This is a genomic window from Nocardia sp. NPDC050412 (assembly GCF_044458825.1).
Taxonomy (GTDB): domain Bacteria; phylum Actinomycetota; class Actinomycetes; order Mycobacteriales; family Mycobacteriaceae; genus Nocardia.
In genome coordinates, this window is sequence record NZ_JBITIJ010000011.1 from 146,423 (window position 1) to 163,286 (window position 16,864).

The 16,864-nt window shown below is 64.3% G+C and carries 14 protein-coding genes; 7 read left to right on the forward strand and 7 right to left on the reverse strand.

The genetic code is table 11. The features are described 5' to 3' along the window. Positions 1–4: 4 nt before the first annotated feature. The 4 genes from ACIBI6_RS28640 to ACIBI6_RS28655 all read right to left on the reverse strand — a co-directional run bounded on the left by ACIBI6_RS28640 (position 5) and on the right by ACIBI6_RS28655 (position 7,211). The gene (locus ACIBI6_RS28640) at positions 5–5,533 is read right to left on the reverse strand and encodes a putative T7SS-secreted protein (RefSeq protein ID WP_396958418.1); all 5,529 of its coding nucleotides are present in this window, start codon (positions 5,531–5,533) and stop codon (positions 5–7) included. Then, positions 5,534–6,142 (reverse strand): type VII secretion target, encoded by a 609-nt coding sequence (locus ACIBI6_RS28645; protein ID WP_327094681.1) that lies wholly within the window; start codon positions 6,140–6,142, stop codon positions 5,534–5,536. It abuts the gene before it with no gap. 2 nt (positions 6,143–6,144) lie between these two features. Beyond that, positions 6,145–6,546 carry a hypothetical protein gene (locus ACIBI6_RS28650; protein ID WP_327094682.1) on the reverse strand — a complete coding sequence of 134 codons (402 nt, stop codon included), beginning with the start codon at positions 6,544–6,546 and terminating at the stop codon, positions 6,145–6,147. A 332-nt stretch (positions 6,547–6,878) separates the two neighbouring features. Beyond that, the gene (locus ACIBI6_RS28655; RefSeq protein WP_396958419.1) at positions 6,879–7,211 is read right to left on the reverse strand and encodes a hypothetical protein; all 333 of its coding nucleotides are present in this window, start codon (positions 7,209–7,211) and stop codon (positions 6,879–6,881) included. Between the two features lie 539 nt (positions 7,212–7,750). Between ACIBI6_RS28655 and ACIBI6_RS28660 the strand changes: the two genes are divergently transcribed. Next, positions 7,751–8,161: a hypothetical protein gene (locus tag ACIBI6_RS28660; RefSeq protein WP_364351103.1), complete on the forward strand. Its 411-nt coding sequence runs from the start codon at positions 7,751–7,753 to the stop codon at positions 8,159–8,161. A gap of 353 nt (positions 8,162–8,514) precedes the next feature. Here ACIBI6_RS28660 and ACIBI6_RS28665 read toward each other — a convergent pair whose 3' ends face one another. Further along, positions 8,515–9,204 (reverse strand): hypothetical protein, encoded by a 690-nt coding sequence (locus ACIBI6_RS28665; protein ID WP_396958420.1) that lies wholly within the window; start codon positions 9,202–9,204, stop codon positions 8,515–8,517. 387 nt (positions 9,205–9,591) lie between these two features. Between ACIBI6_RS28665 and ACIBI6_RS28670 the strand changes: the two genes are divergently transcribed. Then, the gene (locus ACIBI6_RS28670; RefSeq protein ID WP_396958421.1) at positions 9,592–10,098 is read left to right on the forward strand and encodes a hypothetical protein; all 507 of its coding nucleotides are present in this window, start codon (positions 9,592–9,594) and stop codon (positions 10,096–10,098) included. Positions 10,099–10,641: 543 nt separating this feature from the next. On the opposite strand, the gene ACIBI6_RS28675 is transcribed toward ACIBI6_RS28670, so the two are convergent. After that, the gene (locus ACIBI6_RS28675) at positions 10,642–11,193 is read right to left on the reverse strand and encodes a dihydrofolate reductase family protein (RefSeq protein ID WP_364351094.1); all 552 of its coding nucleotides are present in this window, start codon (positions 11,191–11,193) and stop codon (positions 10,642–10,644) included. An 891-nt stretch (positions 11,194–12,084) separates the two neighbouring features. Between ACIBI6_RS28675 and ACIBI6_RS28680 the strand changes: the two genes are divergently transcribed. The 4 genes from ACIBI6_RS28680 (at position 12,085) to ACIBI6_RS28695 (ending at position 15,254) form a co-directional block, all read left to right on the forward strand. After that, complete coding sequence (locus ACIBI6_RS28680; protein WP_396958422.1) at positions 12,085–12,300, forward strand: ferredoxin; 216 nt, start codon at positions 12,085–12,087, stop codon at positions 12,298–12,300. Beyond that, the gene (locus ACIBI6_RS28685) at positions 12,297–13,697 is read left to right on the forward strand and encodes an NAD(P)/FAD-dependent oxidoreductase (RefSeq protein WP_396958423.1); all 1,401 of its coding nucleotides are present in this window, start codon (positions 12,297–12,299) and stop codon (positions 13,695–13,697) included. Before ACIBI6_RS28680 ends, ACIBI6_RS28685 begins: the two co-directional genes overlap by 4 nt. 32 nt (positions 13,698–13,729) lie before the next feature. After that, positions 13,730–15,007, forward strand: a complete 1,278-nt coding sequence (locus ACIBI6_RS28690) for a cytochrome P450 (RefSeq protein ID WP_396958424.1) — start codon at positions 13,730–13,732, stop codon at positions 15,005–15,007. Positions 15,008–15,095: 88 nt separating this feature from the next. Continuing rightward, positions 15,096–15,254, forward strand: coding sequence for a hypothetical protein (locus ACIBI6_RS28695; protein WP_396958425.1), 159 nt, complete (start codon positions 15,096–15,098; stop codon positions 15,252–15,254). Here the strand turns inward: ACIBI6_RS28695 and ACIBI6_RS28700 are convergent. Continuing rightward, complete coding sequence (locus tag ACIBI6_RS28700; RefSeq protein WP_396958426.1) at positions 15,236–16,129, reverse strand: NmrA/HSCARG family protein; 894 nt, start codon at positions 16,127–16,129, stop codon at positions 15,236–15,238. The genes ACIBI6_RS28695 and ACIBI6_RS28700 overlap by 19 nt on opposite strands. Before the next feature lie 112 nt (positions 16,130–16,241). Between ACIBI6_RS28700 and ACIBI6_RS28705 the strand changes: the two genes are divergently transcribed. Further along, positions 16,242–16,811, forward strand: a complete 570-nt coding sequence (locus ACIBI6_RS28705) for a helix-turn-helix domain-containing protein (RefSeq protein WP_327097738.1) — start codon at positions 16,242–16,244, stop codon at positions 16,809–16,811. Positions 16,812–16,864: the final 53 nt, after the last annotated feature.

Below are 16,864 nucleotides of genomic sequence, written 5' to 3' on the forward strand. Positions count from 1 at the left end.
TCTTTCAGTAGAAGAAGTGGTGGTCGCCGTGCGGCCCATCAATGCTCCCGTATCGCTGGAATGTTTCATTGTATCGACTCCCTCCGGGAGGACCTGGGGAGTTGTCCCATCCGAAGTTGACCCCAGTTTGCGTTGAATCACCTTTGGGCTGTCCGGCGTGAAAGTGCGTTCCGGCCGGATCATCGGTGTGTTCCACGATCACCCGTGACCCTTGCTCCATCTCGAATTGCCTGAAATTCCCCCAGTGCGTCGGATCGGGCGAGTAGAAATGGCCAGGAACATGGGCGTATCGGACGTCTCCCATTACTGTCCACTCGGCATCGGGAGTCCTTCCGTAGGGGACACCGGCTGCTTCGAAAGCTGCGCGCTCCGCATCGTCTCGTGTTTCGAACCTTTTGCCACATTCCTCGGGGATCAGGCCGAGTGGATCGCTCCAGCTGAGTGGGTTGTGTGGATAGGTGTTCGGGTTGGGCGCAGGCGCGAGACCGAGGGGGTCTTGGGTAAGGTAACGGCCCGTGGCGGGGTCGTACACGCGTTGGTAGTTGTAGTGGAGTCCGGTTTCCGCGTCGTGAATTTGGCCAGGGAAGCGTAGGGGGCTGGCGGCGGTGCCGTGCCAGGTTGTCCGTCCCCAGAGGTCGGTCGTGGCGGTGGCGGTGCTGTGGCCGTTGCTGGGGTCGATGAGTTCGACAGGGGTACCGACGAGGTCGGTGACAATAGCGAAGAATTCTCGGTCGACCGCAGCCTGATCAGTCTCTTGCGTGATGGGCGTGTAGCTACCGGGCTGGTATTGCCAGCGTGTAGTTGCACTGGGCGCGGATTGTTCGATGAGGTGGGTGGCGTCCCAGGTGTAGTCCGTTTGCTCGACGACAGTGCCGTCGGTGGTGAGTTGCTGTTTGGTGGTGCGGCGGCCGAGCGCGTCATAGGTGTATCGCCACCACTGACGATCAGGGGTCCATACGTCGGTGAGCTGGTCGAAACCGTTGTAGCGGTAGTGCCAAACGTCGGGTTTGCGAGACAGACGAGTAGTGGTCTTGCGGATGAGTCGACCGGCTCGGTCGTAGTGGTAGCGGGTGCGTCCGTGGCGGATGAGGATGTTGTTGCGGTATTCACGCAGGTTGTCGGTACCCGTGTCTTCGCCACGGGTGATACCCGGCCCACCGGGCGGCCGAACGAGGTCGGAGTCGGGGTCTGCGGCAAGCAGTGTGCTTGTGACGTTGCCCATGGCGTCATAGCTGTACTGTTCGGCAAGCGCACCGTGTGAGGAGATACGGGTGACGCGACCGACCGCATCCAGGACAAAATCACGCTGACCGGTCACCACACCATCGGAACCGGTAGCGATATGGCCGGTGAGGTATCCGTCGGGACGATACATGTACTCGTCGGATCGCACCTGCCGCGGGCTGGGGCGCACGGAGGGCCCGAGATCAAGCGCCAGCGAAGTGCCCGGATAGGCAGTGACTTCTTGATGAGTGACGTAGCCAATGCTGGTCAGGATGCGGTCGATTGCAATTTCGTCGACACGCCAGCCGATGGGACGGCCGATCGAGTCATGGGTGAAGGTGATGTCGTGGTCGTTAGTTTTGAGAGCTCGGACGCGTCCGGTGAAGTCGTAATGCCAGTCAGTAGTGGCGCCGGAGGGAGTGGTTCGGCGCGTTCGGCGGCTCTGTCGGTCGTGTTCGAAGGTCGTGACGGAGTGACCGTCGAGCTTCTGAGAAGCGACGCGCCCCGTCGCGGTGTAGACGAATTCCAGAGTGTGAATATGGGTTTCGCCGGTTCCGGTGTCGGCGGTTAGGACGCGACCGGCGGGGTCGCGAGTGTAGCGGATCCATTCGCCTGTGTCGGCGACGATCTGGGTGAGGCGGCCGAGGACATCATGAGTGTGGTGGCGGCTGACTCCCGTTGCCGGGGTGACGGTTGCGACGCGTCCGGCCTGGTCGTGGGCGTAACTGGTGGTAGCGCCGGTGTAGTCGATCTCGGAGATCAACCGGCCAGCGGGATCGTATGTGTAGCTCCAGGTTTGGCCGAGGGGGCTGGTGACCGCGGTGAGTCGGCGTTGGGTGTCCCAGGTGTAGCGAGTGGTCGAGCCGTCGGGCTCTGCGCGTGTTTGCAGCAGGTCGAAGGCGCCGTAGTCGAAGGTGGTGACAGTGTCGGCGCGGGTGGTGTGGGTTAGGACATTTCCTTCGCCGTCATATGTCCAGGATTCTGTGTAGCCGTCAGGGTCGGTGCGGCGCAGCAGTTTTCCATCGGGTCGCCATTCGTAGCGAGTCACGGCGCTGAGTGGGTCGATTACCTCGTAGGGGCGGCCGAAGCTGTCGCGTTCGATGGTGGTGACCGCCCCCAGCGGGTCGACCACTCGGACCGGGAGTCCGGCTGTGTTCACCTCGACGGCGGTGCGTGCACCGCCTGCGTCGGTCACCTCGGCAACGGCACCGTTGGGGTGATAGGAGTAGGTGATCCTGGCTCCGGCAGCGTCCACGCTCGCCGCGAGGTCGCCGTTCTTGTTCCACTCCTGGTACCGAACTGCGCCGTCAGCGTCGGTGAATCGCGTGGGACGGTTGCGCCACATGTACTCGATCTCGACAGAATTGCCGTCGGGGCGCAGGATTTCACTGACGTCACCGTCGCTGGTGTAACGGTATTGGGTCGCCGTGCCGTCGGGTGCGATCACTTTCAGTGGTCGACGGTCGGCGTTGTAGTCGATGTGGGTGCGGCCACCGGAGGGATCGACCAGGTCGCGCAGCCGCAGATCTCGGTCGAAGCCATGGGTGGTGGTCGCGCCACGGGAGTCGGTGAGAGTAGTGAGACTGCCGGTGCCGTCGGGGAATTCGAGGTATTCATAGTCGGTGTCGAGGACTCCGGCGGTGCCGCGCTGGTAGATGACGCGCCCGGACTCATCATAGGTGTTGACCATGCGGTTGCCGTTGGAGTCGGTCCAGGACGTCATCCGGTGTTCGACGTCGTAGGTGTAGCTGGTGGTAGCGCCGACGGCATTGATCACTGCCGACAGCTCGCCAGCGTCGTAGGTGAATTGCCTTACCGGGGTGCTGGTTTCGGCGCCATGTCGGTCGGCACCCAGAACTGACAGGCCGGTCACCCGTCCTGCGGAGGTTTCGACGCGGACTCGATACCCACCGGAGTGTGAGATTTCCACCGGTGCGCCATCGGTGTTGTAGTGGAAGCGGATTCGGTTGCGGTGGCGGTCGGTGATCGCAGAGATTGCGTAGTTGCCCAGGCGGGAGTCGATACCGCCTAATGCGGATTCGGGAGCGAAGTGCCGGATTAGTTCGCGGTGTTGGTCCCACACTCGGTAGCCGCCGACCTCGGTGCGAGTCAATGTCCATCGCTGGCCGCCGGTGATCGGCTCCACGGCGACTCCGACCTCTGCGTGCGGGTAGGCCAGCATAATGCCGTCTTCGCCGATGAAGGTGACGCCCTCGTGCTCGACGACAAGGCGCATGTCCAGCGTCGCCGACCAGGAGGGACCGAACCAGCGGCCGAATCGGTAGTTCGAGCTGTGCGTGCGACGCAGTGTGAGCGCCAGTACGCCCGGTAGATCGAGATCGGTTTCGGGGAGAAGAAATTCGCCGGTCGCGATGTCGACAGGGTCGTCGGAGCAGGTCTTCTGGTCCGGGGTTTGGTCTTTCTCCGGGCCGGATTCCTCTGCCTTGCCGTGCGCGCCGCTATCGGCGTCGGCGCGGTCCTGCGGCGTGGGATTCTCCTGCGCACCATCGTGGTGTGTTGGCTGCTGTTCCGAGGCCGGTTTGTCGTGTGCGCCCGGTGTTGTCTCGTGACCGTCCGAGTGGGTCGGATTTCCGTCGTGAGCCTGCTGTGGACCGTTGCCGCCGTGGTCTGTTGGTGTGCTGGGGGAATCTGCGTGGGGAGTTGGGTTCGAGTCGGGACGCTGGTTCGGTGTTTCGGGCTCGGCCCGCGGTGGCGCGTCGGAATCCGGTCGCGTTGAAGGGGAATCGGGGTGCCGCTCGTGCGGCGTGTCGCTCGGGTGCTCACTGGTTGGAGGTGGCTGCGATACAGGCTGTTCGGAATGTGTCGGCTGCGGTGCATCCGGCTGAGTGTGCCCCGGTGCGGTGTTGTCCGGCCCTGGCGTGCCGGAGTCTGTTGTGTGCGTGGGGGTTTCAGGTTGTGGGTTGGTTGTTCCGGGTTGCGTTGGCGATTCGGTTGTCGCGTGTGGTTGTGTGCCAGGTTCGCTGGTGCTCGGGTGGGTTCCGGCCGACGTGCCCGGGTCGCTCGCGGTCGAGGTTGGTGACGGCGCTTCGGTTGTCGGGTGTGTGCTCGTTGGTGCGCCGGATTCGTGCGGGGTCGACGAGGACGTATGGGGTGTGGAAGGTCCGCTCGGGGCATGCGGGGTGGTGTGCGGGGCGTGTTCTGCCGCGCTGGCCACGGTGTGGGTCGCTTTGCTGACCTTGGAGACGTCACCGATCTTGTCCAACGCGGACAGCGCCGGTTTGGCCGCGCCCGCACCGCCGGTGCCGACAGTGGTGATCAGGTCACCGGTCAAAGAGCCGAGGAACTCCGACGGGTTCTTGCGCGCACCGGACAGGATCGAGGACACCGTCGCTCCGGGATCGGCCGCCGCAACCACCAACCCGGTGCCCAGATCCGACATGCCCGAGAAGTATTCGGCCGGATGGGTCAGGTTGTAGGCGTCCATCGGGCTGACCTGCCGCACGAACTGCACGATCCCGGTGAAACTGGTCAGCAACCCGGAGGTGAAGTTCAGCTTCGCCTGATCGACCGCCCCCGACAGATCCGAGAGATTGTCGGTCCAGCGTTCGGTGAACGGCGGCTCGGTCGGGGCGGCCTCGGTCGCCGCCGCCAACGCCGCCGCCGCCGCGGCTGCTGCGTTGTCACGCTGTGAGCGTGCGCCGCGCAGGATCTCGCGGGCCTCGTTGTGGATCGAGGTCCACGTGTCGGTCAGTGGTGTCTTGCGTTTCTGCTCATCCGACAGGGCGTTCCACTGGTTCTTCTTGGTGGTTTCCTCGGTTTCGGCTGCTTCCCATTTCGCGATCGCGTCAGCGGCTTTGGTTTGCGCGGCGGTGACCTCGTGGTACCAGCCGTCGAGCACACCCGATGCCTTGTGCATCGCATCAGCGCCCTCCCACCACAGCTTCGGCTGTTTCGCGAACTCGGTATGGAACTCCTCCGCCGCCGACCCGGTCCAGTCCGCGGTGTTCACCGTGCGCAGCGCGTCACCGGTCTTGCCGATCGAATCGCCCATCTTCTGCAGCGCTTCGACGGCGTCGTGGATCGCTGAGGGCTCGCCCCGGATCAGTTCTTTCGGGTCGGTGGTCTGTCCGAGTTCGCGTTCCTTTATTTCACCGCCAGCCAGATCGGCGATCTTGTCCCCGAGATCGTCGAGGTTCTCCGCGACCCCGTCGGCACCGACCTTGCGCGCCAGCCCCGCCGCCGCGTCCAAACCGGCATCGGCGAGCTCACCGGCCTTCTGCGTGGCCGATTCGACGCCGTGCTCGACCGCGTCACCAACCTTGTTGACGAAATCACCGAGACCACTCACCTATTCGCCCCCACCTTGGCCATTCATGATCTCCGCCGCCCGCTCGGCAGCACCGGTATTCCAATGCCGCGGGATCCCCGGTATCGGACCGTTGTTACCCAACGCGTCCGGGCCCACCGCCTCGATCACCTTGACGTTCGTGCCGATATGAGTGAACGCGTTCTGGAACGATTCGGCGCTGTAATCGGTGTGGCGGATCTGGTTGAACTGGTTGTCGGCCAACGTGTCTCCCCACGACCGCGCATCTATCTCTTCCTTCGACAGATGCGGGTTGCCCGTCAGCTGCGTGAACATCTCCTTGAACGTGTTCGAGAACTTCTCATCCATGATGTGATAGCGCCCCGCCGCCAACCCCAACGTCTTCGCGATCTCGTTGCCCGCCTGCACCAGCGCCCGCACACCCCATGACCAGCGCTCGGTGAAGGTCTCGAAAGCGCTCTGCACCGACGCCTTACCCGCCTCCATCGGCGACAGGGTCAACAACGAGAACCCGCGCCCCATCGCCCCGGTCTCCCCGACACCCAGATCCGACAGCTCACTGATGACCCCGGTGATCCCTTCCGCCGCCTGCTGCAGTACTGCGGGATCCACATTCAACTGGTCCCCCACCGCTACCTCCCGTCCCCGACAGAATCCTCGGACACCTGCGGCGGAAACGCCATCGGCGCCGAACCGGTGATATCGACAGCCACACCGGTGGGCTCCGAACGCCCCGAGGCGTACTCGACCAGCCGCCACCCCAACAGCGACTGATACCGATACTCCTGATCACCAGCGACGCCCCGCGCAGCCATATAGCGGGCGTACTCCTCGACGCTGGTGAACGCGCAGATCCAATCGACACCCCCGAGCCGGGCCGTGTACAGGCGATCATCATCAACCAACGGCACCAATAAACCAGCCTGCCCGAACGCCGCCGCCAGCACCTCCGGCTGCCCGAAACCGGCATAGAAAGCAGCGATCTCCGCTCGCAACGCGGCACCACTGTCGAATTCAGCCAATCGCCTAGCCACCCCGCTCACGATCTATCGGCCACTCACCAAACCAGGCCCATCGCAGCATACCTATGGCTCGGTGGCCGCCATCCGATCCAGAAACGCTTGCCCCCGGGCTGGAACTACATCATCGTCAATCTCCGCTGGTGGCAGTCAGAATCGGCCGATTCGTCGTCGGGAAGAGACTCGAGACCGACCGCCACTCAACAATCTCGACTCGATCGTGGCTGGCCCCGCCTGGGACACCCTCGAGGGTTCCACTCGGATGAGCACTCGCGAACGCGTTCGGTGCTGTCGGGCTCTGGACCGGACACCACCTCACGCCCTTCAGCGATCAGAGCCACGGTCAGTCATCTGTTCTGTTTCTTCGACTTGATCGGCTTCTTCTTTGTCTTCGGCTTGTCGTGGTCTGGCTCCCACTCATAGCCCGCCAGGTTCTGCTCGCAGTGCCAGTTTTCGACCAAAACATCGCCTTGGTCTCGTTCGCACCAGCGTTCCGTCTTGCCACACGCAGTGAGGCCGAATCCAGCGGCTACCGCGATTGCTACGGTGATCACGGTGACGCGGAATCGGGTGTTACGCATTGGGGTTTCTCCGATCTCGGTAATTGAGTTCAGACGCCAGTCCTCGTCGACGATCTCGGCGACCGACTGCACGTGCGTCGGTGAAGGAATCGTGGTCACCCTCACCCGATGACACAGCAACTTCGGCCAGGGTGGCCGGAACCCGGGCCACCACCGAATCCATCAGTCACAGCAACGAAGGAGGCTGAGTCGAGTATCTGCTGGTCAGCATCAGAGTCAGAACGCATATGAAATCCATTGATAGATCGCCGGTTTGGGCACCATCATCGCCAGTGGGCCTTGCAGGAACCTTAACGATTGATAGTGAGTACCGGACGTCCAGTTCTCTTGGGATACCGAACCAACCGACGGCGCCCACATCCGCAGGGAGTACGCGTTCAGGTCAGCGACCGCCACGCTGCCCATCACACCGTCGGCCGGTGCCTGGTAACCATCACGCTGTCCAGTCGGCGAATATGCCCGGCGTTCAGCGGAGAGGGTTCGGGGCGCCTGCTGCTAATCCGCGGCCGGCATTCGCTCGAGCTCATTCCATCCTTCGGCGGTGGACTGGCGACGGACTTGCACAGCGCGCGTACTCGACAGCCAGGCAACCCATCCGCAGTGCCAGTGGAATTCATGTGGCGCAACGCTGTCCAACGTTGTTCGTCGTCCAGCATGACGAACCGGGTCAGTGTCTTGCCCGCCGCTACCGCACCCGCCAATGCGTGCGCGGCGAGCTAACGCAGGTGGGCCAGCAGAGTGTTCATCTGGTGCTCGCGTTGTTGCTTTACCTCGTCGCTGGTGAGGTGACCGGCGCGATCGCGCACAGTGAAGGTCGTAGTCGCGAACAGGTTTCCGTCAGCGACGTCGATCTCGATGCTGAATTTGTGAGACTCCGGATTCGAATCTCGATCCCGCAGCACGGCAAGGGCTTGCACTTCCGAACCCATATCGTCGAGGTTTTCGGTCCTCACTGCGGCACCGACCGCGGCGCGTTTGATTTTGTCGAACTCGGCGTTCCCACCGGCGGGGTCGAGCGTGTAATCGACCCACATCTGCAACGTAGCTGAGGCATCGACCCCGGCGAAATCGGCTCGACATTCCAGTCGGCTGTCCGCCACATCACCAGCGATGAGCTCTGCACCCGTCGGGGGCTCCGTCTGCCGCATGCCCTGCTGGTCGATCGCGGACAGGTCCAACGCCGCACAGGCGTGTAAAACCTTGCCCGGCCGATATTTCACAGCTGCCGTCGGCTGTACCGGTACGACAGGGTTGGGTCGAAAGGGACCGCCGGGATGGTAGCCGGTAATGACAAATACGGCGGTCACCACAGACACGACGAAAACCGTGGCGGCTGCGCCGACTTTGTACCAGGGCTGCGCGCTTCGTGTGGGAACCGGCACGTCGCGTGAACCATCGGTAGTCATCGCAACCGCCCTGCGGCGGTTCGAAGCTGCTGCTCGCAGAGGTCGGCCAGATCGTAGGCACTGATCTCCGGCGATCTGAACAAGTCGAATCGGATCTCAACGGAAACGTTGCGCTGGATCAGCCCTGCATCGCATCCGTGCATCGCGATGCCCGAGTCTTCAACCGAAGCCGACAGATACGCGTCCTCACCGATACCGGGTACCGTTCGTGTGACGATATCGGTCCCGGAGCGCCCCAACACCAGAGTGCGTGCCCTGTCGTACTCCGGGCGCAGATCGGTCGTCTCGGTGCGCCGGTCGGATACCTCCACCTTCAGATTCACCATGGCGTGGTCCAACTCGACATTGTCACAGTAGAGCGCCACCGGGGGTGCGATATCGATCTTTCCGGACACTGGCGTCTGTTTCGCCGGGCCCGCGACCCGCTCGAAAAGGGACAGATCGATCATGGCGCAAGGGTTTCCGAGACCATCGACGGTGTACAGCGCGGGCTGATCGGCAGTCCTCACCCAGGCCGTTACCCCCGTGAAGACGAATACGACAACTCCGGTGATCACGAACCCCGCCGTGATCACCCTTAGCAGCCGGTTGCCCGAATCGGTACGCCGCACTAGCGATTGCGGCATCACCAGGTCGGGATCGGACGAGCCGTCGGATTCGGCGGATTCACCCGATAGAGCGGGCATCCCCACCGCCTTCTGATCGCCGCGTCACGCGCCAGATCATCATGTTCCTCCCTGTCCCGGTAGCCTGGCTCGCCCAGCAGCACTTCGGGCGCCGAGCGGTCGACCAAACGATGAGAGTCGGACGTCCACGTCCGACGCCAAACCTTCACTGTCGCTTCGCTACTACCGCATCCGATTGTTCGCCGACGGTCTTAACCGGCACTTGTAATCTCCATAAAGCTCCCCGATCATCGGCCCCGGTCGGAAATACCACCGGCCACGACCTCCGCACCCGATCTGCGAAGGATCCAGCGGGGTCCGGCGATACAAGGGCCGGTACCGTCGACCGAACCGGTGAACCTGCCAGCCGCCCGGCGGCCGCGACGGCGAGAGGAGTGATCCCATCCGATGAGGTACCCAACGCCTGGAATCCGGCAGGTGACGCTGGCCTGTGTCGTCGCCGGCCTCATGGCCGTGACGGTCGGCATGACTGGCTGCAGCAGCGAAACGCATAACGGCGACCGACGGCCGGAGCCGACTCCCCAGGCCGCGAACGACACCGACATCGCCAGGGAGGCTTCCGAATTCGGCGGAATCGTCATCCCGGAGAATGTCCCTCTGCTCAGCGCCCGATCCGAGCGCGGTATCGACACGCTCTACCAGCTCGCGCTATCGACCGATCCCCAGGGCCTTACCCTGCTGCTGACCACATCGAAATTCTCCGCGCCACTGACCAAAGTCTTCGGCGTGGCTCAGACCGCCATCGCGGGGCCTTCCCTGGAGACTTCACCGTCGATCCTGAAGGCCCAGGACCTCTACCGACGCCCTGATGGAAAGTCGGTCAACCGGATCGTCATCGTGGACGAGCGGGACGCATCGAGCCGCTTCGTCCACATCCAGCTGTTCGACACATGATCGGCGTGCTCGGCCAGGGTTGAGGATCAGGTAGCCCACCAGCGCGGCGACGAACACGAGCAGCGGGAGCACGGCCGCAGTGCGTTTCTGCCAGTTGACCATCCCTGGCATCACCCAGGTCGTGCTCGCCGTCGGCGTCGATGCCGGCCTGCGACCGCACACCCTGCGCCACACCTACAGCACCCGGCCTGCGCCTCCATCGAAACCAGCGCCCGCTACTTCCGCCGGTACTGCCGAACAGGCCGCTGTCATCGAAACCGTCTTCGAGCAGCAGATCGGAAGAACCCATAAACGACGATTCCCCACACCGGAACCCCCGAGATCGACGCGGCCGACCTCGAACGTTGCGAGGGCTGGAGCCTCGCGGCAGTCGCCGCCACCGAAGGCACGGTCGCCGACGCCCGCCAAACGATCTCGCCGAACAACAAAGGTCCGAGGCGACCCACGCACCTGCTGCACGCGTTCACCAACCCTCGACGTCGCCGATCGCACCGCTGCGGTGACAGTCGCGCTTGAACGGAGGCCGCTGCGGATGAACCGGCCTCAGTCGGCGAGGTAGCGCAGCATCACCACAGTGTTGAAGTGCCTCGTCTCGGCCAATCGGAGCTGGATGCGCTTGTCCAGTGAAGGGAACAGCGGTGTGCCGCCGCCGAGCACCACGGGCGAGACGAACAGCTGGTACTCGTCGATGAGCCCGTGTGGCATCAGCGAGGCCGCGAGGCTCGCGCCACCGACCTCCATGACGCCATCGCCTCCGGCCTTGAGCCTGCGGACCTCCTCGACCGCGTTCTCACTGACCAGGGTGCTGTTCCAATGGACCTCGGTGAGCGTCCGGGAGAAGACGACCTTGGGCTTCTGCGTCCAGAGCCCGCCGAACTCACGCTCGATTCGCGGCGCGTCCTCGGGCACGTGCGGCCAGTACTCGGCCATCAGCTCATACAGGCGACGACCGTGCAGCGAGACCTCGATGCCGCGGTAGCGGTCGTTGTGGAACTGGTGCAGCTCCTCGTCCGGGGCAGTCCAGTCGATGCTGCCGTCGCGATCGTTGACGTAGCCGTCCAGAGACACACCGAACCCGTAGATCAGTTTCCTCATAACCGGGCAGACCTCCTACACGCTCGAAACTCATCGGACCTCACCATGGGTTAAGCCATATCCATTGGTTTTTCGGAGATCTCACCAGTCGGCGACCCCATGTCCGACAGCCGGGTACGGCAGATTCCGGCGAGGTCGTCGGCCCCGGCGAAGCCCGTCCTGTGCCAGCTCGCAACAGTGCAGGACCCGCCGGAAGCCACCAAGGCGCGCGTGACACATGGCGGCGCCCAGCACCGCGTCACCCCATTCCGCTGCCACCTCACAGGATGCCGCAGCCCACGGCTCGCCCCACGCACCAGACTCAGACTCCGCACGGGCACGCAGTCTGCCCGCCACAGCGGGCCCATGCCCCCAGAACTCACAACGTATATCCCAACTCCGCAACCTAGCCCCGCACACCGCAACCAATCCCTAAACAGAACAAATATTGTCCGTTCCAATTGCGGACCGCGACTAGCTGACCTGCTCCCGAAAGGTTGCCGAACAGTTCGGCGGCGCGAGTGTTCGGAAATCTACTTTGCGGATCGGGGGACCTCCGCCGGTCAGACCGAGTGATCCGGGGACGCAGGCAACGGGAACGATCGGGTTCCCACCGGTCACCACCAGCACACCGAAACCATGTCCACCGAACCCACCGACGAAAGCCAACCTGAACACCGAAATGCCGGCCCGAACAGGAGCGGACAGGTTTCCGGACGATGCGGGATTGCAGCGAAGCTAGTGGTGCCTCCGTGCGGAAACGCCGCTGACGCGACTCCTGTGCGGGTGACAGGTGAGACTCATATTTCTCCGGCGCCCGGCGTACGATAGCGGTGGTTGATCCGGGGTCGGTGGCCCCGCCAGTCGGCGACCGAGGTGGATGCGAGGAAGTGGCTCACAAGGGAGCTGAGTATGCGCATCGTAGTGGATCTGAACAAGTGTCTGGGATACGCCCAGTGTGTCCCGCTGGCGCCGGATGTGCTGAAGCTGCTCGGTGACGAGGCGCTCGCCTACGATCCCAACCCGGTCGAATCCCAACGCCAGCGGGTACTGAGGGCGGCGGCGGCATGTCCGGTTCAGGCGATCATCGTGGAAACCTACACTCCCGCTGAGGATGACCCGATGTGAGCGCGGCATCGCTGGTCGCCGAGCTGGTCGCAGCGTTTCGCGCGGAAGGCCGCATCGTGATCGTGGGCGCCTCGCTGGCCGGGTTGCGCGCCGCGGAAGCGTTGCGAGAGCGCGGTTTCCGCGGCAAGCTCACGGTGATCGGCGACGAGCCGCACGAGCCCTACGATCGTCCGCCGCTGTCGAAGCAGGTGCTCGAGGGATGGGTACACCCCGATCACACCAGGCTCCCGCGGCGGCGGGCCGTCGACGCCGACTGGCGGCTGGGGGTGGCCGCCACCGGCCTGGATCGGGTCAACCGCCAAGTGCTGCTGGCCAACGGGGACAAGGTCGACTACGACCGGCTGCTGATCGCCACCGGGGTGCGGGCGCGGCAGTGGATCAATCCTCGAGAGGCCGCGCTCGACGGCGTTTTCACAGTGCGAACCTGCGATGACGCGGCACGCCTGCAAGCCGCACTACACGCCGACCCTCGACGGGTCCTCATCATCGGGTCGGGATTCATCGGATCGGAGATGGCCTCGGTGTGTCGCAAGCTGGGCCTGCCGGTGACCGTCACCGAACGCGCCGACGGGCCGCTGGTCGGCGCACTGGGCGGGGTGGTCGGTGATATCGCCGCCAGGATGCACCGCGATGCGGGGGTCGACCTGCGCACCGGGGTCGCGGTCGAGGCGCTGGAGGCAGATGACGGCGGCCACGTGCGGCGGGCTCGGCTTTCCGACGGAGCCACCCTCGATGTCGACGTCGTGGTCGCGTCACTGGGCTCGATCCGCAACGTCGAGTGGCTCGAGGGCGCCGGGCTGGCCAGCGGCTTCTGGGGGGTGGGTTGCGACGCCGGCTGCCGCGCGTTCGACATCAACGGCGTAGTGACCGACAACATCTTCGTCGCCGGCGACATCGCGCGCGCCCCGCACGTGCTCTACGAATACCAGTTCATCTCCATGGAGCACTGGGACAACGCGGTGTCCGGAGCTCAGGTAGCTGCCAACAACATGATCAACCTGGAGACCGAGCGGTGCCCGCACCTTCCGCTGCCGATGTTCTGGTCGGCCCAGTTCGGCGTCAACATCAAGGGTGTGGGGGTGTGCTCGTTCGGCGACGAGATCGTGTTCACCCAAGGTTCGCCTGACGAGCGCCGCTTCGCCGCCGTGTACGGCCGTCGGGGGCGCATCGTCGGCGCCGTCACGTTCGACCACGGCAAGTGGCTGGACTATTACGGCGCTCTCATCGAGCGGTCGGCGCCGTTCCCGCCGCCACCACCGGGCTACGACCGCCCCGGGGACATGACCCCGATCCCGGCGCGCTTCCCGGATCCGCGCGTGCCCACCGAGATTCCCACCGTCGTGCTCACCGGCCATGACCCGACCACGCGGGGAGCCGAGTTTCGTCGGCGGAGCTGACATCGCACGCCACTGCGAATCAAGGAGGGATTATGACCGCAGAGACTGCCTGGGCGGAGGCGATGAGCTACGACAACCGCGCCGATCCATACCCGTTCTTCGCCGAGCTTCGCAAAACTCCCGTCGTGCAGGTGGCCGACAACCTCTATGTCGTCACCGGCTACCGCGAACTGCTCGCGCTCGCGCACGACCCCCGGATCAGTTCCGACATCCGCCGCAGCCCGCTGGCAGCCCACCTAGCCGGCGACGCCGAACCACCCGCGGGCGTCGAAGACTTGCAGGCGCACGGCGGCCGCAAACCGAGCATCATCGTGTCCGATCCGCCGAATCACGACCGAGCCCGCCGGCAGGTGATGCGCCACTTCGGGCCGCCACACTCGCCCGACCTGATCCCGAGCATGGAGCCCAGCATCGTCGGACTGTGCAACAAGCTGCTCGACGACATCAAAGCCCGAGAATCAACCAGGTTCGACGTGGTCGACGACTACGCCTATCCCGTACCAATGACAATGATCTGCAAAATCCTCGGGGTCCCCCGCGCCGACGAACCAACCTTTCACATCTGGATCCGTGACCTATTGACCGGCCTGGATCTAGGCCCGGACGCCACCACCGACGAAGGACGTGCCCGCGCAGCCCAAGGCCGAGCCGCCGGTGCGGCACTGCGGCACTACCTCGCCGAGCTGATCGAGCAATACCGTCACCAGCCCGGAGATGGACTGCTGTCGGACCTGGTCAACGACACCGACGGGCCGGACGGTCCGATGTCACCGCAAGAGGCGGTATCCAACGCGCAGTTGTTGCTCGTCGCCGGCCACGACTCCACGGTCAACACCATCGCCAACTGTGTGATGACCCTGCTACGCAACCCCGGCTCGTTCGAACTGCTGCGGCAGCGCCCGGAACTAATTCCACGCGCCATCGAAGAAGTCCAGCGACTGCAGTCGGCCGTGCAGTTCTTCCCCAGCCGCAGCGCCACCGACGACATCGAGATCGCCGACACCGTCATCCCGAAGGGCGCGGCGGTGCACCTGATGTACAGCGCCGCCAACCGCGACCCCACCCGCTTCGCCAACCCCGACCAGTACGACCCCGAACGCCCCGACAACGAGCACCTCGGCTGGGGCAGCGGAATCCACACCTGCATCGGCGGCCCGCTAGCGCGGCTCGAAGTCAACCTCACACTGGAAACCTTCCTGCGCCGCGTGCAGAGCCCCCGCCTGGTTGACGACCCACCGCCATATCGCCGAAGCCATATCTTCCGCGGACCCCTACACCTCATGATCGACGTCGACCACATCACCGACTGACGACACATCATCAAGTCGTCGCCCACCCCTTGCTCACCCGACCACCGACATCAGGCGATCCGCTGGGAGAACATGGTCCAGATTCGTTATGCCGACCGATCATGGCGACGGCAAACTGAACGTCCGGGAAATGCCGATGAGCGTGCATATCTCGGGCGGCATGTGCGGACCCGGCACTACGGCTGTTCCGCCGATCGAGTTGCCCGCGCATGTCTTCGGCAATGTTCATCAGGGTCGGGCGGTGTGAGCGGAGTACCGCCATGCACCTTCACGCTCTAGCCAGGTGGTGAAATCCAGCAGTTCCGGATGGCATCGCCGCAGCGCCACGATATCGGCATTCCAGCCTCCACCCTGGTTGGCGAACCGGTAGCCGGCGAGGGCGTCGGGGTCCTTGTCCAACAACGCTTCTCGTGGGATCGCTCGGTATTCGATCGATTGTCCGAGGGACCGGCTCATGGCCTCGGCGATCTCGGTCATGGTCAGCTCGTCGCCCGCCAGTTCCACCGCGGCTCCGATGTATTCGTCCGGGTGAGTGAAAGCCCGTACAGCGAAGACACCGATGTCGGTACCCGCGATCAGCTGCACGGGAACGTCCGGATGAATGACATCGGTGAGTACTCCCTCGCGCAAGCCGAAGCGGGGGTCGAGCTGGTTCTCCATGAAGCGCACCGGGCGTAATGCGGTGGTCGGCAGGCCGAGCCGAGTCGAGTAGCTCTCCAACTCCGCCTTGCTCTGCCAGCGGCGAATGCCGTGATCGGCGTCTGCAGCGCCGACCGAGGCGTAAACGAAGTGAGCAACACCCGCTGCCGCGGCCGCATCCGCGACATTGCGGCCGAGCCTCAGTTCATCGTCGACGGTGAAGCCGGGAGGTGTGCCAGGGTATCCCGCGGTCGGTTGCACGCTGAACACCCCGTGAACACCCGCCGCCGCCGTATCCAGCGTGGTTCGGTCGCCCATATCGCCACGCGCCAGTTCCGCACCCGCCTCTGCCAACACCCGAGCACCCGCCGTGTCCGGGTCACGCACCAGCGCACGCACCCGCCAACCCGCCGCCAGCAGTGCACGAGCCGTTGCACCACCCTGGGTGCCCGTCGCTCCGGTAACCAACACGATGTCCGACATCGCAGCCTCCTCGAGTAGCGCTGTTCGCCTGTATCGGCAATAAGTGGGGATTGTCCCCGTTTAACCGTCGGCTACAATACGGGGACTATCCCCGTTTTGCAATCGGAGTGTAATGACACCAGCCCCGAGTAGACCGGCTCGCGCCGACGCGCTGCGCAATTACGAGCGGCTCATCACCGCCGCCACCAATGCCTTCGCCGAACACGGCCCGCAGGTGCCGCTGGACGACATCGCACGCGCCGCCGGGGTCGGCAATGCCACGCTCTACCGCCATTTCCCGACCAGACAGGCACTACTGGAAGCGGTTCACCACGACCACATAGAGGCACTGGTCCACCGAGCCGGCGACTTGGCCACAGCACACGCCCCCGCCGAGGCGCTCAGGTTGTGGCTCGACACCGTTGTCGCACAGGGCAGCGCCACCCGCGGCCTCGCGGCCTCGCTGCTCGCAGTCATAGGCACATCGACCGAATCTTGGTGCCGGAAAGAAATATTCGCCACGGCAACCGGCCTTTTGCAGCGCGCTCAGGATGCGGGCGAGATCCGTTCCGGGCTGACCGCACCACAGTTACTGAAGCTCGTCAACGCGATAGCCCTTGCCACTGAAGGAGATCCGGACCGAACGCAGCAAGCCCATACGCTGCTGGACTTCCTCTTCGACGGCCTTCGCATCCAAGCGTGACACTGTGCACGCGACAGACCTTGTGCGCAGCTCGAACGGGCCGATCCACCCTC